Origin of the sequence: Streptomyces griseoviridis (genome assembly GCF_005222485.1) — a bacterium.
Taxonomy (GTDB): Bacteria; Actinomycetota; Actinomycetes; order Streptomycetales; family Streptomycetaceae; genus Streptomyces; species Streptomyces hintoniae.
The window spans coordinates 5,553,212-5,574,969 of record NZ_CP029078.1; the positions used below are offsets into that span (position 1 = coordinate 5,553,212).

18 protein-coding genes are annotated in these 21,758 nt (G+C 73.7%); 7 read left to right on the plus strand and 11 right to left on the minus strand.

Annotated features, from left to right (window positions below; all coding sequences use genetic code 11):
• Positions 1–197 precede the first annotated feature (197 nt).
• The 5 genes from helR to DDJ31_RS24140 form a co-directional block, all read right to left on the minus strand.
• Entirely contained in the window at positions 198–2,345 is a 2,148-nt protein-coding gene (gene helR / locus DDJ31_RS24120) for an RNA polymerase recycling motor ATPase HelR (RefSeq protein WP_127178286.1), read from the minus strand.
• A gap of 251 nt (positions 2,346–2,596) precedes the next feature.
• Positions 2,597–3,763 (minus strand): glycosyltransferase family 39 protein, encoded by a 1,167-nt coding sequence (locus DDJ31_RS24125; RefSeq protein ID WP_127178285.1) that lies wholly within the window; start codon positions 3,761–3,763, stop codon positions 2,597–2,599.
• A gap of 235 nt (positions 3,764–3,998) precedes the next feature.
• A complete protein-coding gene (locus DDJ31_RS24130) occupies positions 3,999–5,630 on the minus strand; it encodes a phospho-sugar mutase (protein ID WP_127178284.1) in 1,632 nt (543 codons plus the stop codon).
• A 41-nt stretch (positions 5,631–5,671) separates the two neighbouring features.
• Positions 5,672–6,496: a purine-nucleoside phosphorylase gene (locus DDJ31_RS24135; RefSeq protein WP_127178283.1), complete on the minus strand. Its 825-nt coding sequence runs from the start codon at positions 6,494–6,496 to the stop codon at positions 5,672–5,674.
• Positions 6,497–6,607: 111 nt separating this feature from the next.
• Positions 6,608–7,045, minus strand: a complete 438-nt coding sequence (locus tag DDJ31_RS24140; protein WP_127178282.1) for a gamma-glutamylcyclotransferase — start codon at positions 7,043–7,045, stop codon at positions 6,608–6,610.
• 142 nt (positions 7,046–7,187) lie between these two features.
• On the opposite strand from DDJ31_RS24140, the gene DDJ31_RS24145 reads away from it, so the two are divergent.
• Together DDJ31_RS24145 and DDJ31_RS24150 are read left to right on the plus strand one after the other, a co-directional pair.
• Positions 7,188–8,636: an NAD(P)H-quinone dehydrogenase gene (locus tag DDJ31_RS24145; protein ID WP_127178281.1), complete on the plus strand. Its 1,449-nt coding sequence runs from the start codon at positions 7,188–7,190 to the stop codon at positions 8,634–8,636.
• Between the two features lie 166 nt (positions 8,637–8,802).
• Positions 8,803–9,756 (plus strand): DeoR/GlpR family DNA-binding transcription regulator, encoded by a 954-nt coding sequence (locus DDJ31_RS24150; protein WP_127178280.1) that lies wholly within the window; start codon positions 8,803–8,805, stop codon positions 9,754–9,756.
• 413 nt (positions 9,757–10,169) lie between these two features.
• Here DDJ31_RS24150 and DDJ31_RS24155 read toward each other — a convergent pair whose 3' ends face one another.
• Positions 10,170–10,775, minus strand: a complete 606-nt coding sequence (locus tag DDJ31_RS24155; protein WP_431027385.1) for a TetR/AcrR family transcriptional regulator — start codon at positions 10,773–10,775, stop codon at positions 10,170–10,172.
• Between the two features lie 147 nt (positions 10,776–10,922).
• Positions 10,923–12,695 carry an acetyl/propionyl/methylcrotonyl-CoA carboxylase subunit alpha gene (locus tag DDJ31_RS24160; protein ID WP_127178279.1) on the minus strand — a complete coding sequence of 591 codons (1,773 nt, stop codon included), beginning with the start codon at positions 12,693–12,695 and terminating at the stop codon, positions 10,923–10,925.
• A gap of 383 nt (positions 12,696–13,078) precedes the next feature.
• On the opposite strand from DDJ31_RS24160, the gene DDJ31_RS24165 reads away from it, so the two are divergent.
• Positions 13,079–13,552, plus strand: a complete 474-nt coding sequence (locus DDJ31_RS24165) for a hypothetical protein (RefSeq protein ID WP_127178278.1) — start codon at positions 13,079–13,081, stop codon at positions 13,550–13,552.
• On the opposite strand, the gene DDJ31_RS24170 is transcribed toward DDJ31_RS24165, so the two are convergent.
• From DDJ31_RS24170 to DDJ31_RS24180, 4 genes are all read right to left on the minus strand, one after another.
• A complete protein-coding gene (locus DDJ31_RS24170) occupies positions 13,521–14,126 on the minus strand; it encodes a nucleoside triphosphate pyrophosphatase (RefSeq protein ID WP_127178277.1) in 606 nt (201 codons plus the stop codon). The genes DDJ31_RS24165 and DDJ31_RS24170 overlap by 32 nt on opposite strands.
• 23 nt (positions 14,127–14,149) lie before the next feature.
• Positions 14,150–14,278, minus strand: coding sequence for a morphogenic membrane protein MmpB (gene mmpB, locus DDJ31_RS39705; RefSeq protein ID WP_127178276.1), 129 nt, complete (start codon positions 14,276–14,278; stop codon positions 14,150–14,152).
• 116 nt (positions 14,279–14,394) lie between these two features.
• Positions 14,395–14,601, minus strand: a complete 207-nt coding sequence (locus DDJ31_RS24175; RefSeq protein WP_127178275.1) for an acyl-CoA carboxylase subunit epsilon — start codon at positions 14,599–14,601, stop codon at positions 14,395–14,397.
• Between the two features lie 43 nt (positions 14,602–14,644).
• A complete protein-coding gene (locus DDJ31_RS24180; RefSeq protein ID WP_127178274.1) occupies positions 14,645–16,255 on the minus strand; it encodes an acyl-CoA carboxylase subunit beta in 1,611 nt (536 codons plus the stop codon).
• Between the two features lie 110 nt (positions 16,256–16,365).
• Between DDJ31_RS24180 and DDJ31_RS24185 the strand changes: the two genes are divergently transcribed.
• The 4 genes from DDJ31_RS24185 (at position 16,366) to DDJ31_RS24200 (ending at position 21,551) form a co-directional block, all read left to right on the plus strand.
• Positions 16,366–17,223: a biotin--[acetyl-CoA-carboxylase] ligase gene (locus DDJ31_RS24185; protein ID WP_127178273.1), complete on the plus strand. Its 858-nt coding sequence runs from the start codon at positions 16,366–16,368 to the stop codon at positions 17,221–17,223.
• Positions 17,224–17,354: 131 nt separating this feature from the next.
• Entirely contained in the window at positions 17,355–18,488 is a 1,134-nt protein-coding gene (locus DDJ31_RS24190; protein WP_127178272.1) for an adenylate/guanylate cyclase domain-containing protein, read from the plus strand.
• Positions 18,489–19,506: 1,018 nt separating this feature from the next.
• The gene (locus tag DDJ31_RS24195; RefSeq protein WP_127178270.1) at positions 19,507–20,307 is read left to right on the plus strand and encodes an enoyl-CoA hydratase/isomerase family protein; all 801 of its coding nucleotides are present in this window, start codon (positions 19,507–19,509) and stop codon (positions 20,305–20,307) included.
• An 89-nt stretch (positions 20,308–20,396) separates the two neighbouring features.
• Positions 20,397–21,551 carry a GGDEF domain-containing protein gene (locus tag DDJ31_RS24200; RefSeq protein ID WP_127178269.1) on the plus strand — a complete coding sequence of 385 codons (1,155 nt, stop codon included), beginning with the start codon at positions 20,397–20,399 and terminating at the stop codon, positions 21,549–21,551.
• Positions 21,552–21,758: the final 207 nt, after the last annotated feature.

Sequence of the window (21,758 nt, forward strand, 5' to 3'; positions counted from 1 at the left end):
CCTCCGCCGCCTCTCCGGGACGTGACGGACGGCCCCTCGGGCCGGTCCCGCTGCCCGCCGCCGGGACACCCGACGGCTGCCGTCCCCGGGACGGCGACCGGGCAGGGCACCGGGCCGCGGCGCCGCCGTCCCGCCCGCTCGCCCCGCTGATCGCCGCCGTCCGGGCTGCCTTCCCCGTGCTGCTGCCGTGAGGTCGCTCAGGTGCTGGTGAGCACCACGAGTTGCCGGGTCGCCCTGGTCATCGCCACATAGCGGTCGACGGCGCCCTCGACGCCGGCGCCGAACGCGTCCGGGTCCACCAGGACGACCAGGTCGAACTCCAGGCCCTTCGCCAGTTCCGGCGTCAGCGACCGCACCCGGGGCGTTGGGCGGAACGTCGGATCGCCGATCACGCACGCCACGCCCTCGGAGTGCGCGGCGAGCCACTCCGCCAGGACCGTGTCCCGGTCCGCGAGCGGCCCGTGGACGACGGGAAGGCCGCCGCCGCGGATCGACGTCGGCACGTTGGCGTCCGGGATCGCGGCCCGGATGACCGGCTCGGCCTCCGCCATGACCTCTTCCGGTGTGCGGTAGTTGACGCTGAGGGACGCCACGTCGATCCGGTCGAACCCGACCCGTTCGAGCCGCTCCCGCCACGACTCGGTGAACCCGTGCCTGGCCTGGGCGCGGTCCCCGACGATGGTGAAGCTTCTGGACGGGCAGCGCAGCAGCAGCATCTGCCACTCGGCGTCCGTCAGCTCCTGCGCCTCGTCCACGACGACGTGCGCGAACGGGCCGGTGAGCGGCTCGGGGTCGGCGGCGGGCAGGGTGTTCTCGTCGACCAGGGTGTCTCGCAGGTCCTGCCCGTGCAGCATCGTCACCGCGCTCTCGCCGTCCGGGTCGGCGGCCAGCAGGTTGTCGATGACGCCGGACATCCGCTCGCGTTCGGCGGCGGCCGACGCCTTCTGCCTGCGCTGTCTGCGGGCCGACTCGGGGTCGCCGAGCCGCTGCCTGGCCGCGTCGAGGAACGGCAGGTCGGAGACGGTCCAGTTCTGCGGGTCGGCGCGTTGCAGGCGGCGCACCTCGTCGGGGCCGAGCCAGGGGGCGCAGCGGCGCAGATAGGCGGGCACCGACCACAGGTCGCCGACCAGGTCGGCCGCCTCGAGGAGCGGCCAGGCCCGGCCGAACGCCGTCCGCAGCTCCCGGTTGCCCAGCAGCGACCTGCGCAGCAGGGCGGCGGGCGCGTCGCCGTCGTGCTTGTCCATCAGGAGGATGAGCAGCTCCTCCCAGACCTGCTCGCGGGCCTCGTTGTGCGGGGTGCCGGGTTCCGCCGCGTCGAAGGCCACGGCCCAGTCGTCGGCGGTCAGCGGGATGTCGTTCCAGTGGGTGGTGACCGTCATGCCCTCGGCGGGCGGCTCCTCGTAGAAGCGGACGGCCGGTTCGATCGCCGTCACCAGCCGCGCGGACGCCTTCAGACGGGCCACCTCGGGGTCGGCCTCGGCCGCCGCGCGGGCGCCCTCGACGACGAGGTCGCGCAGGGTGCAGGTCTGCACGCCCTCCTCGCCGAGGCTGGGCAGGACGTCCGCCACGTACGCGAGGTAGGGCTGGTGCGGGCCGACGAACAGCACCCCGCCCTTGCGGTGCCCCAGGCGCGGGTCGGAGTAGAGCAGGTGCGCGGAGCGGTGCAGGGCGACGACGGTCTTGCCGGTGCCGGGACCGCCGTCGACGACGAGGGCGCCGCGCGAACCGGCGCGGATGATGGCGTCCTGGTCGGCCTGGATGGTGGCGAGCACGTCCCGCATCCGGGGCGAGCGGTCGCCGCCGAGGCTGGCGATGAAGGCGGACTGGTCGTCGAGGGCCGCGTGGTCCCTGAGGCCGTCGGCGGTGAACACCTCGTCCCAGTAGTCGCTGATCCGGCCGCGGGTCCAGCGGTAGCGGCGGCGGCTGGTCAGGCCCATCGGGTCGGCGTGGGTCGCCGCGAAGAACGGTTCGGCGGCGGGGGAGCGCCAGTCGAGCAGCAGCCTGCGGCCGGTGGCGTCGGTCAGGCCGAGCCGTCCGATGTACACCGGCTCCGAGGTGTCCGCGGGCACGATGTGGCCCAGGCAGAGATCGAGGCCGAAACGGCGCAGGGCGCGCAGCCTGCCGGCCAGCCGGTGCACCTCCAGGTCCCGTTCCATCGCGCCCCTGCCGAGGCCGCCGGGCGCCCGCAGCGTGGCGTCGAGCCGCTCGGTCAGCTCGGCGACGGTCTGCGCGAGGCTCTCCGCGACGGCCTCGAAGTGCCGTTCGTCACGGGCGATCAGCGCCGGGTCCGCCTTGGCGGCGAGCCGCTCGGGCAGGTCGAACGCGCTGGTGGTCAAGGGGTTCATACCGACGGCTCCGATCCGGGGCGGCGCCCGCGGAGACCGGCGCGCGCCCCGCGCGCTCCGGCGTCACGGAAGGATCCATCGACCGACAACAGCGCACGCACGTCGTGAGTCTCCCATTTTTCGTCATTCCTGGTCCGGGCCAGCGATTCTGCGTCACGACGGGGGCCTTGCCGCAAGCCCCCCGGTGCGCTATACGTTGAGAGTGGCAAGGGGCGCGCTCCTTGCCTTTTCTCATGCCCTCGCCCGGTCGCTCAGGGCGCGCTGTGCCAGACCACCGACATGTAGGCGCCGAGGTAGGCGGAGCCGCCGACGGCCGCCGTCAGGACGAGGGCGCGGTGGCGCCGGGAGGCGCGGGCGAGGTGCAGGGCGAGCGGCAGCAGCAGCGGGAAGCCCGGCATCAGGAAGCGGGCGCGCGGGAAGTAGACGCCACCGCTGCCCAGCACGATGACCAGCAGCACCCCCGTGAAGACGAGCAGCGGCAGCGGCTGCCGGTCCGCGACCGCCAGCCCGAACAGCACCGCGGACACCAGCAGCGTGCCCGTCACGACCAGCAGGAACAGCTGCGGTGTCGGGTCGTGGGCGAGCAGCTCACGGAACCGGCGCAGGGTCTCCACCCCGCCGTCCAGGTCGTTGCGCCACAGCCGTTGCACGGCGAAGTAGCCGTCCCAGCGGCCGAGGCGCAGCGCCACCCAGCCGACGTACCCGCACCAGCCGAGCGGCGCGAGGACGACGGCGCCGAGCAGCCGCGGGTCGCGGGGGCGCCGGCGCAGCCGCCACAGCGCCCAGACGGCCACCGCCGCGGCCACCGCCACGCCGGTCGGGCGGGTGAGACCGGCCAGGCAGGCCAGGGCCGCCGCGGTGAGCGGGCGGTCGGTCAGGGCGGCGTACAGCGCCCACGCGGCGAACGCCGTGAACAGCGACTCGGTGTACCCCATCCACTGCACGGGCCCGACCGGCAGCGCGGCCCACAGCACGGTGACGATGATCCCGACCCGGCGCCCGTACAGCCGGTCGCCGACCGCGAAGACCCCCCACGCGGCGGCCACCGACGCGGCCACGGCGATGGCCAGGCCGACCGAGGCGCGGGAGCCGGGCGTGACGGCCGCGACCGCCTTCGTCAGATACGGGTAGAGCGGGAAGAACGCCAGGTTGTTCGAGGAGCGGGCGGTGCCCAGGGTGTGCGCGTAGCCGTGGTCGGCGATGCCGAGGTACCAGTCGGCGTCCCACTTGGTCGCCAGGATCGGCCAGACGCCGTGGTGGCGCCGGTGCGCCCAGAGGCCGAGCAGGGCCAGTCCGAGGCCGCGCACGCCGAGGTAGGCGAGGAGCGCGGGGGCGGCGCGGCGGAGGGGGTGGCACGGTGGCGGGCCGGCGGGCGCGGCGGTCGCGCGGGGTGTCGGCCGGAAGGCGGTCGTGGACACGGCGGCGGCTCCAGGGCGGGCTCGACGGGGACGTTGCCGTCCCACGGTTGCCCGGCGGCCCGGGGCAGACGTGGACCCCCGGTCAAGGGCCCCTCCCAATTCACCCGTTGGGGTGGCAGGGAGGGCCTCACCGACGGCCGCCGTCCCGACCCCGCGACGAGTCGGGGCCGGGCCGGGGCGTGCAAGCCCCGGCCCGGCCCCCGCGTCGACGGTTCTTCCGGTGCCCGCCCGCCGGTCAGATCCCGGCGGCGGCCGACAGGTCCCGCTTGACGGCGGCCAGCAGTTCGGCGCCCCGGGCGCGGGCCGCGGGCAGCTCGGCGTGCGAGCCGACCGGGACGACGACCTCCAGGTAGCACTTCAGCTTCGGCTCGGTGCCCGACGGGCGGACGATGACCCGGGCGCCGTCGAGGGTGTACCGCAGCCCGTCGGTGGGCGGCAGGGTCCCGGTGCCCCGGCTGAGGTCCTCGGCGCGGGTCACGGCGAGCCCCGCGAGCGCCGTCGGGGGCCGCTCGCGCAGCCGCCGCATGGCGTCGGAGATCACCGACAGGTCCGCCACCCGCACCGACAACTGGTCGGTGGCGTGCAGCCCGTGCGTGACGGCGAGATCGTCGAGCAGGTCGAGCAGGGTGCGGCCCGCCTCCTTCAGCTCGGACGCCAGCTCGGCCAGGAGCAGCGCCGCCGTGATGCCGTCCTTGTCGCGGACGCCCTCCGGGTCGACGCAGTACCCGAGGGCCTCCTCGTACCCGTAGCGCAGCCCCTCGACCCGGGCGATCCACTTGAAGCCGGTGAGGGTCTCCTCGTACGGCAGCCCGGCCCGCTCCGCGATCCGGCCGAGCAGCGACGACGACACGATGGACTCGGCGAACGTGCCGACCGCGCCGCGCCGCACCAGGTGCGCGGCGAGCAGCGCGCCCACCTCGTCGCCGCGCAGCATCCGCCAGCCGTCGCCGTCCGCGACGGCCGCGGCGCAGCGGTCGGCGTCCGGGTCGTTGGCGATGACGAGGTCGGGGCGGGTCTCGCGGGCCTGCGCGAAGGCCAGGTCCATGGCCCCCGGCTCCTCCGGGTTGGGGAAGGCGACGGTCGGGAAGTCCGGGTCGGGCTCGGCCTGTTCGGCGACGAGCACCGGCGCCGGGAACCCGGCCCGCGCGAACGCGGCCAGCAGGGTGTCCTTGCCGACGCCGTGCATCGCCGTGTAGACGGTCCGCGCGGTGCGCGGCGAACCGGCGGCCAGCACCGCGTCGGTCCTGGCCAGATAGGCGTCGAGGACGGAGTCGTCGAGGATCTCCCAGCCGTCCTCGGGGCGCGGCACGTCGTGCAGCGACGCGACGGCGTCGATCTCGGCGGCGATCTCCGCGTCGGCGGGCGGCACGATCTGCGAGCCGTCGCCGAGGTAGACCTTGTAGCCGTTGTCCCGGGGCGGGTTGTGGCTCGCGGTGACCTCCACGCCGGCGACCGCGCCGAGGTGGCGTATCGCGAAGGCGAGCACCGGGGTGGGCAGCGGCCGGGGCAGGACGGCGGCGCGCAGCCCCGCGCCGGTCATCACGGCGGCGGTGTCGCGGGCGAAGTCGGCGGACTTGTGCCGGGCGTCGTAGCCGATCACGACGAGCCCGTCGCCCTGGCCCCCCGCACGCAGGTGGGCGGCGAGCCCGGCTGCGGCCCTGATGACGACGGAACGGTTCATCCGCATCGGCCCCGCGCCCAGCTCACCGCGCAGCCCGGCGGTGCCGAACTGGAGGGTGCCGGCGAACCGCTCGGCCAGTTCCGCGTCGTCCCCGGCCTTGATGAGGGCGGCCAGCTCCCCCCGGGTGTCCGGGTCGGGGTCCTCGTCGAGCCAGGCCTGCGCCCGCGCGATGAGTTCGTCGTGCACGTCGGTTCAACCTCCGGTAGAGATCTCTGGGGGACGGACCGTCAGATCCGCTGGAGCACCTGGGCCAGCAGGGACCCCATCCGGGTGGCGGAGTCCCGACCGGCCTGGAGCACCTCCTCGTGGTTCAGCGGCTCGCCGGTCATCCCGGCCGCGAGGTTCGTCACCAGCGAGATGCCCAGCACCTCGGCGCCCGCCTCACGCGCGGCGATGGCTTCGAGGACGGTGGACATGCCCACCAGGTCCGCGCCGATCACCCGGGCCATCCGGATCTCGGCGGGCGTCTCGTAGTGCGGCCCGGGGAACTGGGCGTAGACGCCCTCCTCCAGGCTGCTGTCGACCTCCTTGCACAGCGCCCGCAGCCGCGGCGAGTACAGGTCGGTCAGGTCCACGAAGTTCGCGCCGACGATCGGCGAGGTCGCCGTCAGGTTGATGTGGTCGCTGATCAGCACCGGCTGTCCCGGCCGCATGCCGTCACGGAGCCCGCCGCAGCCGTTGGTCAGCACGACCGTCTTGCAGCCGGCGGCGACGGCGGTGCGCACGCCGTGCGCGACGGCGGCCACCCCGCGGCCCTCGTAGTAGTGGGTGCGGCCGAGGAAGACCAGCGCCCGCTTGTCACCGGTGCGGTACGAGCGGATCCGGCCGCCGTGCCCCTGCACGGCGGGGGGCGGGAAGCCGGGCAGCTCGGTGACCGCGAAGTCGGCCTCGGGCTCGCCGAGTCCGTCCACGGCGGGAGCCCAGCCGGAGCCCATCACGAGGGCGACGTCGTGGGTCTCGGCGCCGGTCAGTTCGCGCAGGCGGGCGGCGGCCGCGTCGGCGGCGCCGTAGGGGTCGCCCTGGATGTCGTCCGGAAGAAGAGATGCGTTCACGGCGTTGAGGGTAGCCGCTTTCCGCCTACGCGCGTAGATGACAGAGCTCACGGGTTGGCGATCGTTGTCTTGTCGTTTCCGACGAAACCTGTGGGACGGGCGGCGCCCGGGTCAGCAGGGGCGCTTGCGCAGCTCCATCACGTAGTCGTGCGGGGCGCCCGCCGACTCCGCCGCGTCGGCGATCTCCCCGAGGTAGCGGGCCGAGGGCAGGCCGCCCTCGTAGCCGTTGAGGACGTACGCCCAGGCCGGCTCCTCGCCCTCCAGGGTGTGCGCCCGCACCCGCGCCCTGCGGTAGATGTCCAGGCCGACGCCCTCCCACCGGTCGAGGGACTCCTCGTCGGCGGGCGCCAGGTCGTACAGGGCGACGAAGACCTGCGACAGCGGGTCCTCGACCAGCGTCGCCAGCGCGCCCTCCCACCCCATGTGCTCGCCCCCGAAGGTCAGCCGCCACCCGTTCAGCCAGCCGGTGGCGCGCATCGGCGAGTGCGGGGCGCGGCGGGTCATCAGCCGCGCGTCGAGGTTGCCGGCGTACGCGGCGTAGAGCGACATGGCTCCGAGGGTACGGCAGTCGGCTCACCCGTCCCTCCCGTCGCACCGGGGGCGGCGCGGACCTGCCCGGAGGAGCCCTTCGCGGGCCCCGCGCGTCGCCCGCGCGGCCCCCGTGCGGTGTCACCTTGAAGGGTGCGGGACAATGGGGTACGTGACTCGGATCGTGATCATCGGCGGCGGACCTGGCGGATACGAAGCGGCGCTGGTGGCCGCGCAGCTCGGCGCGGAGGTGACCGTCGTCGACTGCGACGGCCTCGGCGGGGCGTCGGTACTGACCGACTGCGTCCCGTCGAAGACCCTCATCGCCACCGCGGAGGTGATGACGACCTTCGACTCCTCCTACGAGGAGCTGGGCATCATCGTCGCCGACGACACCCCGCCCGCCGAGCAGGCGGCCCGGGTGGTCGGCGTCGACCTGGGCAAGGTCAACCGACGGGTGAAGCGGCTCGCGCTCGCCCAGTCCCACGACATCACCGCGTCCGTCACCCGGGCGGGCGCCCGCGTCATGCGCGGCCGGGGGCGGCTTGAGGGCATGCAGTCCCTCGACGGCTCCCGCAAGGTCGTCGTCACCGCCGCCGACGGCAGCGAGGAGACCCTCGTCGCCGACGCCGTCCTGATCGCCACCGGCGCCCACCCCCGCGAGGTCCCCGACGCGCAGCCGGACGGCGAGCGCATCCTCAACTGGACCCAGGTCTACGACCTCACCGAGCTGCCCGAGGAACTGATCGTCGTCGGCTCCGGTGTCACCGGCGCCGAGTTCGCCGGCGCCTACCAGGCCCTCGGCTCTAAGGTCACCCTCGTCTCCTCCCGCGACCGGGTGCTGCCCGGCGAGGACCCGGACGCCGCCGCCGTCCTGGAGGACGTCTTCCGCCGCCGCGGCATGAACGTCATGGCCCGCTCCCGGGCCGCGGCCGCCAAGCGGGTCGGCGACCGGGTCGAGGTCACCCTCGCCGACGGGCGGGTCATCACCGGCTCGCACTGCCTGATGGCCGTCGGCGCCATCCCCAACAGCGAGGGGCTCGGCCTGGAGGAGGCCGGCGTCAAGGTCCGCGACTCGGGCCACATCTGGACCGACAAGGTCTCCCGCACCACCGCGCCCGGCGTGTACGCGGCCGGCGACGTCACCGGCGTCTTCGCGCTGGCGTCCGTCGCCGCCATGCAGGGACGTATCGCCATGTACCACTTCCTGGGCGACGCGGTGGCCCCGCTCAACCTCAAGACGGTCTCCTCGAACGTCTTCACCGACCCCGAGATCGCCACCGTCGGCTTCACCCAGGCCGACGTCGACGCCGGCCGGATCGACGCCCGGGTCGTCAAACTGCCGCTGCTGCGCAACCCGCGCGCCAAGATGCAGGGCATCAGGGACGGCTTCGTCAAGCTGTTCGCCCGCCCCGGCACCGGCATCGTCGTCGGCGGCGTGGTCGTCGCGCCGCGCGCCTCGGAACTGATCCATCCGATCTCGATCGCCGTCGACAACAACCTGACGGTCGAACAGATCGCGAACGCGTTCACCGTCTACCCGTCTCTTTCGGGGTCGATCGCCGAGGTCGCGCGACAGCTGCACACCCGCAAGACCGCGGGCGAGGTCTGACGGCCTGAACCGACTCCCCGCTGGTCACGGTGAGTTGTCGAGCATGCGTGCGGCATAGTCGGGCCGGATCGGCCTTATACCACCTGACGTGCCACGGTGCGAACAACTTCGGTTATCCGGCGCATACTGCTGAAAGCAGACGGTCGTTGGGGTTACTGTCAGTTTCGTGTTCGCTGCAGAACGTCGCCAATTGATCCTCGAAATGGTGCGAGCGAACGGGGCCGTGTCGCTCCGTGAGCTCGCCCGCGTCGTCCAGACCTCAGAAGTGACCGTACGGCGGGACGTGCGCGCACTGGAGGCAGAAGGACTCCTCGACCGCCGGCACGGCGGTGCGGTACTGCCGGGCGGGTTCACGCGGGAGTCCGGCTTTCCGCAGAAGTCACATCTCGCGACCGCCGAGAAGACGGCCATCGCCGATCTCGCCGCGGGCCTCGTCGAAGAGGGCGAGGCCATCGTGGTCGGGGCGGGTACCACCACCCAGGAGCTGGCCCGCCGGCTCGCCCGGGTGCCAGGACTGACCGTCGTCACCAACTCCCTGCTGGTCGCCCAGGCGTTGGCCCATGCCAACCGCGTGGAGGTCGTGATGACCGGCGGCACCCTGCGGGGCTCCAACTACGCCCTGGTGGGCAGCGGCGCCGAGCAGTCCCTCCAGGGGCTGCGGGTCTCGCGGGCCTTCCTGTCCGGGAGCGGGCTGACCGCCGAGCGCGGGCTGTCCACGTCCAACATGCTGTCGGCGTCCGTCGACCGGGCGCTCGTGCAGGCCGCGGCCGAGGTCGTCGTGCTCGCCGACCACACCAAGCTCGGCTCCGACACCATGTTCCAGACCGTGCCCACCGACCTCATCACCCGGCTCGTGACCGACGAGCCGCCCGCCCACGACGACCGCGCCGGGACGGAGTTGCAGGCCCTGGCCGACCAAGGGGTGCAGATCGCTGTCGCGGGCGGGGCGGGAGAGCATCCCGGTGCCGCGCCCGCGCCCCGGCAGCAGCCTGCCCGCCGGGACGTGCCGGTGCCCGGTCCCCGACGCGGGGTGCCGGGGGCGGGGCCAGGGCTCCGGTCCGCGACGGTGCTGGGGGACGCGGGGGGCGGGGGGCGTGTGGCGGATATGCGACGACGGTGAAGCGCGGCTGTTGACCGGGGGTGCCGTTCGGGTTGGTGGCGGTGGGTTGGTGCGGGTGGGTTGTGGCTCGGTGCGCCGTTCCCCGCGCCCCTGAAGGGCTGCGCCCCTGAGAGGCTGCGCCCCTGAGAGGCTGCGCCTCTCGTGGCCTGTCGCGCCGTTTCCCGCGCCTTCGGGACGGCGCCGTCGGGGTTGTGGTGGTGGGTCGGTGCTGCGCCGTTGTGGCTGGTCGCGCAGTTCCCCGCGCCCCTGAAAGGCTGCGCCTTTCATGGCTCGTTGCGCCAGTTCCCCGCGCCCCTGAAAGGCTGCGCCCCTGAAAGGCCGCGCCCCTGAAAGGCCGCGCCCCTGAAAGGCTGCGCCCCTGAAAGGCCGCGCCCCTGACGGCCGCGCCTCTCGTGGCTGGCGAAGTTGGAGCCTCAGGGTTGGGTGTTCTTCAGGCCTTTCAGGGTCAGGGTCAGGAGGCGGTCGGCCAGGGTGGGGTCCGTGGGGGACTCCTCCGCTGCCAGGGCGATGGCGTGGGTCAGTTGGAGGAGGTCCGTGATGGTGACGTCCGGGCGGATCGCCCTCGACTCCTTGGCCCTCGCCAGAAGCGCCCCGCCCGCCTCGCGGATCGGGTCGCCGCAGCGGGACGCCAACGTGGACGTCGTGTCCGTCGACATCGTCATCAACGCCCGTGACAGGCCCCGGTACTCGCCCGCGTGCCTGACCATCTCGCGCAGCCAGGTCACCAGCGCCGTGCACGGCTCGGGGGCCGAGAGCAGTTCGCGGGAGCGGGTCAGCAGGTCGCCCACCGCGTCCTCGAAGACCGCGCTCAGCAGGGCGTGCCGGTTCGGGAAGTGCCGGTACAGGGTGCCGATGCCGACCCCCGCGCGGCGCGCGATGTCCTCCAGGGACGCGTCCGCGCCGTGCGCCGCGAAGACCGCGCGGGCCTCGGTGACCAGCCGCGCGTGATTGCGCCGCGCGTCCGCCCGCATGGTGCGCGCGCCGGTTCCCGGTGCGCCAGGCAAGGCCGTGTCCGGCATGACTTCCACCCGCCCTCTCTCGGCCGCGACGTCCCTCCAGGATGCCATCCGGGCCCTGGTGCGAGGGACGGCCCTCGGAACGCGGGACGCCCGGCACCCGGGCTGTTCTGCCGGGTGCCGGGCGTCCGCCGGGAAGTGCGGTGCGGGTCAGTCCTTGATCTCGCAGATCGCCGCGCCCGAGGTGACCGACGCGCCGATCTCCGCCGCCAGGCCCTTGATCGTGCCGGCCCGGTGCGCGTTCAGCGGCTGCTCCATCTTCATCGCTTCGAGGACGACGATCAGATCGCCCGCCTCGACCGTCTGGCCCTCCTCGACCGCGACCTTGACGATCGTGCCCTGCATCGGGGAGGCGAGGGTGTCGCCCGACGCCATCGGGCCTGACTTCTTCGCCGCCCGGCGCTTGGGGCGGGCCCCGGCCGCGAGGCCGGTACGGGCCAGCGACATCCCGAGGGACGTCGGCAGCGACACCTCGAGACGCTTGCCGCCGACCTCGACGACGACCGTCTCCCGGCCGGGCTCCTCGTCCGTCTCACCGTCCGCGGGAGCCGAGAACGGCTTGATCTCGTTGACGAACTCCGTCTCGATCCAGCGGGTGAAGACCGTGAACGGCTCGGTGGAGCCGGTCAGTTCGGGCGCGAACGCCGGGTCCTTGACCACCGCGCGGTGGAACGGGATCGCCGTCGCCATGCCCTCGACCCGGAACGCCTCCAGCGCGCGCGAGGCCCGCTCCAGGGCCTCCTTGCGGGTGCGTCCCGTGACGATCAGCTTCGCCAGCAGCGAGTCCCAGGCCGGGCCGATGACCGAGCCCGACTCGACACCCGCGTCGAGGCGCACACCCGGACCTGACGGCGGCTCGAAGAGGGTGACGGTGCCGGGCGCGGGAAGGAAGTTGCGGCCCGGGTCCTCACCGTTGATGCGGAACTCGAAGGAGTGGCCGCGCAGTTCGGGGTCGCCGTAGCCCAGCTCCTCGCCGTCGGCGATCCGGAACATCTCACGGACCAGGTCGATCCCGGCGACCTCCTCGCTGACCGGGTGCTCCACCTGGAGACGGGTGTTGACCTCGAGGAAGGAGATCGTGCCGTCCAGGCCGACGAGGAACTCCACCGTGCCCGCGCCGACGTACCCGGCCTCCTTCAGGATGGCCTTCGACGACGCGTACAGCTCGTCGAGCTGCGCCTGCGAGAGGAACGGCGCGGGCGCCTCCTCCACCAGCTTCTGGTGCCGGCGCTGGAGCGAGCAGTCGCGCGTGGAGATGACGACGACGTTGCCGTGCGAGTCCGCGAGGCACTGGGTCTCGACGTGCCGCGGCTGGTCGATGTAGCGCTCCACGAAGCACTCGCCGCGCCCGAAGGAGACGACGGCCTCGCGCACCGCCGACTCGTACAGCTCCGGCACCTCTTCGAGGGTGCGGGCCACCTTCAGGCCCCGGCCGCCACCGCCGAACGCGGCCTTGATGGCGATCGGCAGGCCGTGCTCCTCGGCGAACGCGACGACCTCGGCCGCGCTGTCGACGGGGTCGGGCGTGCCGGCCACCAGCGGGGCACCGGCGCGCTGCGCGATGTGCCGGGCGGCGACCTTGTCACCGAGGTCGCGGATGGCCTGCGGCGGCGGGCCGATCCAGATCAGACCCGCGTCCAGGACCGCCTGGGCGAACTCGGCGTTCTCCGAGAGGAATCCGTACCCGGGGTGGACGGCGTCGGCCCCGGCCTCGCGGGCCGCGTTCAGGATCTTGTCCATGTCGAGGTAGCTGGTCGCCGGGGTGTCACCGCCCAGGGCGAACGCCTCATCCGCGGCGCGGACGTGCAGAGCGTCCCGGTCGGGCTCCGCGTAGACGGCAACGCTCGCGATCCCCGCGTCCTGGCAGGCCCGGGCCACGCGGACAGCGATTTCGCCACGGTTGGCGATGAGCACCTTGCGCACGATTGAGGCTCCCTCCTTGAAACAAGCCGATTTTAGGGACTGCCGACACGGCGTATCGACCCGTCCCCTGAGGTGAGCTTGCCCACACGGAGTGTGATACGGGGTCGCTCATCCCGTGAAATCCCTTGTCGCACCAAGGTACGAAGGACTCCTCCCGAAAACCCTAGTCCTCCGATGTGGTGGAGGTCTCTGTGAGGCCGCGCTGCGGGCCGCCGGGTTTCTTTGTGGAGTCCCTACTAATGGCCCAATGATTCTTTGCCCTCGGCCGAACCCTTGTCCCGAGGTTTACTCGTTAGTAACGTTCGCGATGTCTCGAACGTGCTCAGGGAGACCGAAGCCTTGTCCGGTCGCCTCGGGCGTCAGTCGAAAGTGGGTGGGGGCCGGTGACGCGCAGGCCGGTGGCGTGGATCGTGGCGGTCGTGCTGTTCGGCGAGGCACTCTTCTTCGCGGCGTTCAACTGGTTCCTCGGGGTGGTCGTCGACCGCCAGAAGATGTCCCTCGCCGGTCTCGACCCTGAGGTGATGGCCCGCGCCTCGAAGATCGGCGGAATCGTCTTCGGCCTCTACTTCGCGCTCTGCGGCCTGGTCGCCCTGCTCGTCGCGGTCCGCGACCGGCAGCCCGCGGGGCTCGGCCGGGTCCTGCTGATCAGCGTGGCCGTCGTGCACGGGCTGCTCGCCGCGTTCGCGTGGGGACCGATCGGCCCGGCCGTCTTCCTCGGCCTGCTCGTCGTGCTCGCGCTGATCGTGCTGCTCCTGGTCAGCTACGACCGCGCGCCCCGCACCCCCGGGCGCTCAGGACCGGGCGACGGCGGCGGCGACGCGCCCGTCACCCCTGGTCCCGCGCCCACAACTCCGTGATCCCGACGCCCAGTTCGGCCAGCAGCCGGCGCAGCAGCGGCAGGCTCAGGCCGATCACGTTGCCGTGATCGCCGGCGATGCCGTCGATGAACGGCGCCGACCGCCCGTCCAGCGTGAACGCCCCCGCCACGTGCAGGGGTTCGCCCGAGGCGACGTACGCGGCGATCTCCGCGTCCGACGGCTCACCGAAGCGGACGACCGTGGACGCCGTCGCCGACACGTGCCGCTCGCTCGCCGTGTCCCACACGCAGTGCCCGGTCTGGAGGGTCCCGGCCCGGCCGCGCATCGCCTTCCAGCGGGCGGTGGCCTCCTCGGCGTCGGCGGGCTTGCCGAGGGCCTGGCCGTCCAGGTCGAGGACCGAGTCGCAGCCGATCACCAGCGCGCCCCTGACCTCAGGGCGGGCGGCCACCACGGACGCCTTCGCCTCGGCCAGCGCGAGGGCCAGCTCGGCCGGGGTGGGGGCGGTGACGGCGTCCTCGTCGAAGCCGCTGACGATCACCTCGGGGTGGAGGCCGGCCTGGCGCAGCAGGTTGAGCCGGGCGGGGGACTGGGAGGCGAGGACGAGTCGGCGCATGGCGCAAGGGTAGCCGCGGCGGGTCACCTCAGTCCCAGCACGATCATCGCGACCAGCATGGCCAGCGCGAGGAAGAGGCCGAGCCGTCTGAGGGTCTCCTGCATGTCGCGGAGTTCCTTCGGCGGCTCGTTCTCGGGATCGGACCACAGCATGCTTCCCAGCGTGCGCCGGGCCGGTGCGGGACGCCTGAGTACGCGTACTCAGGTTTCCCGCCGACCGGCCCGCGCCCCCGCTCCACCTGGCTGACCAGCCGCCAGGCCGGGCCCGCTCAGCCCGGCCAGTACGTGCGCGCCCAGGACGTCGGGCCCGGCTGCGGCAGCCGCCCGGACGCGATCCTGGCCGGGTCCGACCAGGAGTCCCGGGGCGCCGCGGGCGCCGGCGGCAGGCTCGCCGCCGCGGCGCGCGCCCTGACCACCGCGACCGCGGCCGCCAGCTCCTCCGGGGTCGGGTTGCCCCGCACCACCTTGATGTTCATGACGGCTCCCTTTCGGTCCTGGACGTGCGGTCCTGAACGGGCTCTAGAGGGGGATGTTGCCGTGCTTCTTGGGCGGCAGCGACTCCCGCTTGGTGCGCAGCTGCCGCAGCCCCTTGACGATGTGCGCCCGGGTGTCCGACGGCAGCACCACGGCGTCCACATACCCGCGCTCGGCCGCCACGTACGGGTTCAGCAGCGCGTCCTCGTACGCCTGGATCAGCTCGGCCCTGGTCGCCTCCGCGTCCCCCGTGGCGGCCGCGTCCGCGATCGTGCGGCGGTGCAGGATGTTGACGGCGCCCTGCGCGCCCATCACCGCGATCTGCGCCGTCGGCCAGGCCAGGTTGAGGTCGGCGCCCAGGTGCTTGGAGCCCATCACGTCGTAGGCCCCGCCGAACGCCTTGCGGGTGATGACGGTGATCAGCGGGACCGTCGCCTCCGCGTACGCGAAGATCAGCTTGGCGCCGCGCCTGATGATCCCGTCGTGCTCCTGGTCCACGCCCGGCAGGAAGCCGGGCACGTCCACGAAGGTGACCACCGGGACGTTGAACGCGTCGCAGGTCCGCACGAACCGGGCCGCCTTCTCGGACGCCTTGATGTCCAGGCAACCCGCGTACTGCATCGGCTGGTTGGCGACGATGCCCACCGGACGCCCCTCCACCCGGCCGAAACCGGTGAGGATGTTCGGCGCGTACAGCGGCTGCGTCTCGAAGAACTCCGCGTCGTCCAGGACGTGTTCGATCACCGTGTGCATGTCGTACGGCTGGTTGGCGCTGTCCGGGACCAGCGTGTCCAGCTCGCGGTCCTCGTCGGTGACGGAGAGGTCCGCCTCCTCGGGGAACGCCGGCGGCTCCGACAGGTTGTTCGACGGCAGGTACGACAGCAGCTGCTTGACGTACTCGATGGCGTCCTTCTCGTCACCCGCCATGTGGTGCGCCACACCCGAAGCGGAGTTGTGGGTGCGGGCGCCGCCCAGCTCCTCGAAACCGACGTCCTCACCGGTCACCGTCTTGATGACGTCGGGGCCCGTGATGAACATGTGCGAGGTCTGGTCGACCATCACGGTGAAGTCGGTGATCGCCGGCGAGTACACCGCACCGCCTGCGCACGGCCCGACCACCAGGCTGATCTGCGGGATCACCCCGGAGGCGTGGGTGTTGCGGCGGAAGATCTCGCCGTACGCGCCGAGCGAGGCCACCCCCTCCTGGATGCGGGCGCCCCCGGAGTCGTTGATGCCGATGACCGGACAGCCCGCCTTCAGCGCGAAGTCCATCACCTTGGCGATCTTCTGCCCGTAGACCTCGCCGAGCGCCCCGCCGAACACCGTGAAGTCCTGCGAGAAGACGGCGACCGGACGGCCGTCGACCGTGCCGTAGCCGGTGACCACACCGTCCCCGTACGGACGGTTCGCGTCCAGGCCGAAGTTGTTCGAGCGGTGGCGGGCGAACTCGTCCAGCTCGACGAACGACTCCTCGTCGAGCAGCAGCGCGATCCGCTCACGGGCCGTCAACTTGCCCTTGGCGTGCTGTTTCTCGACCGCGCGCGCCGACCCCGCGTGCGACGCCTCGTGGACGCGCCGTCGCAGATCCGCGAGCTTCCCCGCCGTCGTGTGGATGTCGATCTCTTCGTGCGCTTCAGGCATTTCCGGCTCGGACATCGGGATGCGGCTCCCTGCCTGCTCAAAAGGGGGGACGGTTACTCATCCGTAGAGTAGTGCTGCGCCTACCGATCGGCAGTGCGGTCTTCACCACACCTAGGGTGGAGCGCATGACCCCGCGAGACGCCTCAGACGACAGCCGCTGGTCCGACCTGGAGCGGCCGCCCCTCAACGCCGGCGCGCTGCGCCGCGCGCTGGTGCGGGAGGGCGGGCTCTGGTCGGACGTGCGGGTCGTGCAGAGCACCGGCTCCACCAACACCGACCTGGTCGCCCGCGCGCGCTCGGGCGACGCCGCCGAGGGCGCCGTCCTGGTCGCCGAGGAGCAGACCTCGGCGCGCGGCCGTCTCGACCGGCGCTGGAGCGCCCCGGCCCGCTCCGGGCTGTTCTTCTCCGTCCTGCTCGCCCCGGGCGTGCCGGTCGCCCGCTGGGGCTGGCTGCCGCTGCTGACCGGCGTCGCCGTCGCCACCGGGCTCTCCCGGGCCGCGGGCGTCGACACGGCACTCAAGTGGCCCAACGACCTGCTGGTGACCGTCGACGGCGCGGAGCGCAAGACCGGCGGCATCCTCGCCGAGCGGGCCGGGGACGACGCGGTGGTCGTCGGCGTCGGCATCAACGTCACCCTCAAGGAGAGCGAGCTGCCGGTGCCGGCCGCCGGATCGCTGGCGCTCGCGGGCGCCGCGGGCACCGACCGCGACCCGCTGCTGCGGGCCGTCCTCCGGTCCCTCGAGCAGTGGTACGGACGCTGGCGCGACGCCGAGGGCGACCCGGCGGCCAGCGGCCTCCAGGAGACCTACGCGGCCGGCTGCTCGACCCTGGGCCGCACCGTCCGCGCCGAGCTGCCCGGCGGGCGGGCGCTGATCGGGGAGGCGGTCGCCATCGACGGCGACGGGCGTCTGGTGCTGGCCACCGAGGCCGGTGTGCAGGAGCCGGTGGGCGCGGGCGACATCGTCCACCTGCGGCCCGTCTGAGAAAAACGGGCCCCGCGGGCGTTATGGAGGTCAGGGCCACCGTCGGCGTCACGGGAGTGAGCTACCGCACACCTGCCGTAGAGTTGTGGCCGGTCTATACCTGACCGTGGCAGATCGGAAGGGCAGCAGGCGTGACCGTCGACGACACGGGCTCCGGCACGGGCGCGCACGGCCGGGTGGACCCCCAGGACGCCGATACCGGCGAGGACCCGCTCGCCCTGCGCCTCGAACAGCTCATCCTCGGCGCCGAGCGCCGCTACACCCCCTTCCAGGCCGCCCGCAGCGCCGGTGTCTCCATGGAGCTGGCGTCGCGCTTCTGGCGGGCGATGGGCTTCGCGGACATCGGCCAGGCCAAGGCGCTCACCGAGGCCGACGTGCTGGCCCTGCGGCGGCTCGCGGGCCTGGTGGAGGCGGGGCTGCTCAGCGAGGCGATGGCCGTGCAGGTGGCCCGCTCGACCGGTCAGACCACGGCCAGGCTCGCCGAATGGCAGATCGACTCCTTCCTCGAGGGCCTGACCGAGCCGCCCGAGCCCGGGATGACCCGCACCGAGGTCACGTATCCGCTGGTCGAGCTGCTCCTGCCGGAGCTGGAGGAGTTCATCGTCTACGTCTGGCGGCGCCAGCTCGCCGCCGCGACCGGGCGGGTGGTGCAGGCCGCGGACGACGAGGAGATGGTCGACAGGCGGCTCGCCGTCGGCTTCGCCGACCTGGTCGGCTTCACCCGGCTGACCCGGCGGATGGAGGAGGACGAGCTGGGCGAGCTGGTCGAGGCCTTCGAGACCACCGCCGCCGACCTGGTCGCCGCGCACGGCGGCCGGCTCATCAAGACCCTCGGCGACGAGGTGCTGTACGCGGCCGACGACGCGGGCGTCGCGGCGGAGATCGCGCTGCGGCTGATCGAGACCATGGCGAACGACGAGACGATGCCCGAGCTGCGCGTCGGCATCGCCTTCGGCACGGTGACCACCCGGATGGGTGATGTCTTCGGGACGACGGTGAATCTCGCCTCCCGGTTGACGTCGATAGCGCCTCGTGACGCGGTCCTCGTCGACAGCGCCTTCGCGGAGGAGCTGATCCGCACGGCCGAGGCGCCGAGGTCCGAGGCGGAGGCCGCGGAGGCGGCCGAGGCGGCGCGGAAGGCGGGCGAGGCCCCGCCGACGCACCGCTTCGCCCTCCAGCCGATGTGGCAGCGCCCGGTGCGCGGGCTCGGCGTGGTGGAGCCGTGGCTGCTGGCCCGCAGGGACGGCACGGACCAGACGGCCTGAGCGACCCGGGCCACCTCAGACGACCTCGTCTCAGCGCAGCCCCACACACAGCTTGACGACCGGCAGACAGATCCTGTGACTGGCCGACCCGGCAGATCCGGGTGATCCGGCAGATCCGGGTGATCCGGTCGGCTGCGGCGTGGACGGCGCGGGCGTCGGCGTCGGCCGTGACGGGCGCGGGGTGCTGTGACCGCCGGGCCGCTGGCCCGTGCCCGAGGCGCCGTCCGACGACGTCGACGGCATCGGAGCCGCAGGCTCCCGCGCGGACGGTGCGGACGGCCTGGCGCGGCCGGAGCCGGTGGGCCCCGGGCTCGCGCCTGCCCCTTCGGACGCCCGGCCCGCGCGCCCGCCGCCCGGTGCGGTGCTCACCCCGCCCGGGGCGGAGGTCGCCGACGAACGCGCCCGAGGGGCGGCCGGGAGACCGCCGTCCGACCGGCCGGGGGTGGGCCGGGCGCCGGCCACCTCCGAGGGAACGTTCCGCCCCTGGGCCCGGTCCCCGCCGACCCCGGCGTCGGGCGTGAGCCGCACCAGACTCAGCACACCGGCGGCGACCACCACCCCGACGGCGGTCAGCAGCACCTTGCGCGGCCGAGGCCGGCGGTGGCGCCCACGAGGACGGGACCGGGGGTGGGTCAGGGCCCAGGGGCGCGGGCGCGTCGGCAGGGAGCGCGGGGTGGGGGACGTGGGCGCGGTGGAGGGTCTCGCTCCGTGGGGTGGTGGGTTGCGGGCGGGTGGTGCGGTCGGGTCGTCCCGCGCAGGCGTCGGCCTGGTCCGTGTCTCGCTCATGGCGGCCCCTCCCCGGTACGCGCTGGCGGACGCACGCTATGCGCGGGAGCCGGGCGCCGGTCGGGTGAAGCCGTCGGACATCACTCGAACGAGGTGTTCGGGCGAGGTGCGGGAACTGACAGCTGTGCGATGCGCCCCCTGATGCGGTCACGTGGTCGAACGGCCTTTCCCGGCGCGGCCCCGGCTGCGATGATCGGGGCGGACAGTTAACCCGCGTTAACCGGAGGGCGTCATGAGTGAGGAACGGTTCGGGGAGTTCGTCGTGGTGCGGCGGGCCGGGGACGGGCATGTCGCCGAGCTGGTCCTCGACCGGCCGAAGGCCATGAACGCGGTGTCGTCGGCGATGGCCCGGTCGATCGCCGGGGCCTGTGCCGCGCTGTCCCGCGACCCGGGGGTCCGGGTCACCGTCCTGACGTCCACCCACGAGCGCGCCTTCTGCGTCGGCGCCGACCTCAAGGAGCGCAACGCCCTCAGCGACGCCGACCTGCTCAAGCAGCGGCCCGTGGCGCGCGCCGCCTACGGCGGGGTCCTCGACCTGCCCATGCCGACGATCGCCGCCGTGCACGGCTTCGCGCTGGGCGGCGGCTTCGAACTGGCGCTGTCCTGCGACGTGATCGTCGCCGACCGGAGCGCCGTCGTCGGGCTGCCGGAGGTCTCCGTCGGCGTGATCCCGGGCGGCGGCGGGACCCAACTGCTGCCCCGCAGGGTCGGCGCCGCCCGCGCGGCCGAGCTGATCTTCACCGCGCGGCGCCTCGACGCGGCGGAGGCGGCGGATCTCGGCCTGGTCGACCAACTGGTGGACGTCGGCAGGGACCGGGACGAGGCGCTGGCGCTCGCCGCCCGGATGGCCGCGAACTCCCCGGTCGGCCTGCGGGCGGCCAAGCGCGCCCTGCGGCTCGGACACGGCCTCGACCTCCCGTCCGGCCTGGAGATCGAGGACGCGGCCTGGCGCACGGTGGCTTTCTCGGGGGACCGCGCGGAGGGCGTGGCCGCCTTCAACGAGAAGCGCGAGCCCCGGTGGCCGGGCGAGTGACCCGCCGGCGGAGGCGGCCCCGGTCGCCCCGGTCACCCCACCGCACCGTCAATGTCCCGGATCGCCCGAAAACTCCCTAGCCTGGAGCGATGGGTGAGGACAGGCGGCTCACGGCGGTCGTCGCGCTGGCGCAGGGCATGGCTGCCGCCCAGGGCCCGCGCGAGGCGTGGCGGGCGGCGGCGGCCGGCGCCTGTGACGCGCTGGGCGGCAGCTTCGCCGCCCTCTCCGTGTGGGAGCGGGAGCGGGGCAGACTGCGGGTCCTCGCCAACGTGGGGGAGCGGGCGGCGGGGGAGGAGGAGTTCCCCGAGGACGAGTCGTACCCGGTGCACCAGTTCCCCGAGATCGCCGAGTTCCTGCACGAGCGCTGGGCGGGCGGCGGCGAGCCCAACGCCTGGGTCGAGACGGCGGCGGGTCCCGCCGCGGGCAACCGGCCCGGCTACGTCCACCAGCGGGTCGCCGCCCTGCGCCGACGCGGCCGGGGTTCGTGCGTGGTCGCGCCGATCGTGCTGCACGGCAGGGCGTGGGGCGAGCTGTATGTCGCCCGCCCGGCCGGCGCCCCCGTCTTCGGCCGGGCCGACGCCGACTTCGCCACCGTCCTGGCCGCCGTGGTCGCCGCCGGCATCGCCCAGACCGAACGCCTTGAGGAGGCCACCCGGCTGGCCTTCACCGACGCCCTGACCGGCCTCGCCAACCGCCGTGCGGTGGACGGCAGGCTGGACGAGGCCGTCGAACGGCACCGCGTCGAGGGCGCCGTCGTCAGTCTCGTCGTCTGCGATCTGAACGGGCTCAAGCGGGTCAACGACACCCTCGGGCACGCCGTCGGCGACCGTCTCCTGGAGCGGTTCGGGTCCGTGCTCTCGCTGTGCGGGGCGATGCTGCCCGGGGCGCTCGCCGCGCGGCTCGGCGGCGACGAGTTCTGTCTGCTCGCGGTCGGCCCGCCCGCCGCCGACGTGGTCTCGGCCGCCGGTGAACTGTGCCGCCGCGCGGCCGAGTTGGAGTTGGGCGAGGGGGTGGCCTGCGGGGTCGCGAGCACCGGCGACCCGATCGGTCCGGTGCGCTCGGCCCGCCGGCTGTTCCGGCTCGCGGACGCCGCCCAGTACCGCGCCAAGGCGCTGCGCGCCACCGGCCCCGTGGTCGCAGGGCGCGAGGGCCCCGACGACCCCGTGATCAGGCTCGCCGACGAGCCGCCGCCCGAGGGCGCGGAGGGCGCGGAACGCCGCCGCTTCCGGGGGCGGCGGGGCTGAGCGGGCGGGGTGGTGGCTTCTGGCTTCTGGCTGGTGGCCCGTGACCCGGCCGTCCGGTGGTCCGGCGGCCTGGTCGTCCGGCGGCCCGGTCATCCGTTCGTACACGATCCGGACGTGCGCCGCCGATCACGTCCGCCGGGTTACTTCGCCGTGCCGTCGAACGTGTCGGGCCCCGCTCCTCAGTCGTGCCGTCGAATGTCCCGTTCT

Coding starts and splice junctions, on each gene's coding strand:
- helR (WP_127178286.1), bottom strand. CDS start 2,345: ATGAACCCCTTGACCACCAGCGCGTTCGACCTGCCCGAGCGGCTCGCC.
- DDJ31_RS24140 (WP_127178282.1), bottom strand. CDS start 7,045: ATGTCGCTCTACGCCGCGTACGCCGGCAACCTCGACGCGCGGCTGATG.
- DDJ31_RS24145 (WP_127178281.1), top strand. CDS start 7,188: ATGGGGTACGTGACTCGGATCGTGATCATCGGCGGCGGACCTGGCGGA.
- DDJ31_RS24155 (WP_431027385.1), bottom strand. CDS start 10,775: ATGCCGGACACGGCCTTGCCTGGCGCACCGGGAACCGGCGCGCGCACC.
- DDJ31_RS24170 (WP_127178277.1), bottom strand. CDS start 14,126: ATGCGCCGACTCGTCCTCGCCTCCCAGTCCCCCGCCCGGCTCAACCTG.
- mmpB (WP_127178276.1), bottom strand. CDS start 14,278: ATGCTGTGGTCCGATCCCGAGAACGAGCCGCCGAAGGAACTCCGCGAC.
- DDJ31_RS24175 (WP_127178275.1), bottom strand. CDS start 14,601: ATGAACATCAAGGTGGTGCGGGGCAACCCGACCCCGGAGGAGCTGGCG.
- DDJ31_RS24180 (WP_127178274.1), bottom strand. CDS start 16,255: ATGTCCGAGCCGGAAATGCCTGAAGCGCACGAAGAGATCGACATCCAC.
- DDJ31_RS24185 (WP_127178273.1), top strand. CDS start 16,366: ATGACCCCGCGAGACGCCTCAGACGACAGCCGCTGGTCCGACCTGGAG.
- DDJ31_RS24195 (WP_127178270.1), top strand. CDS start 19,507: ATGAGTGAGGAACGGTTCGGGGAGTTCGTCGTGGTGCGGCGGGCCGGG.
- DDJ31_RS24200 (WP_127178269.1), top strand. CDS start 20,397: ATGGGTGAGGACAGGCGGCTCACGGCGGTCGTCGCGCTGGCGCAGGGC.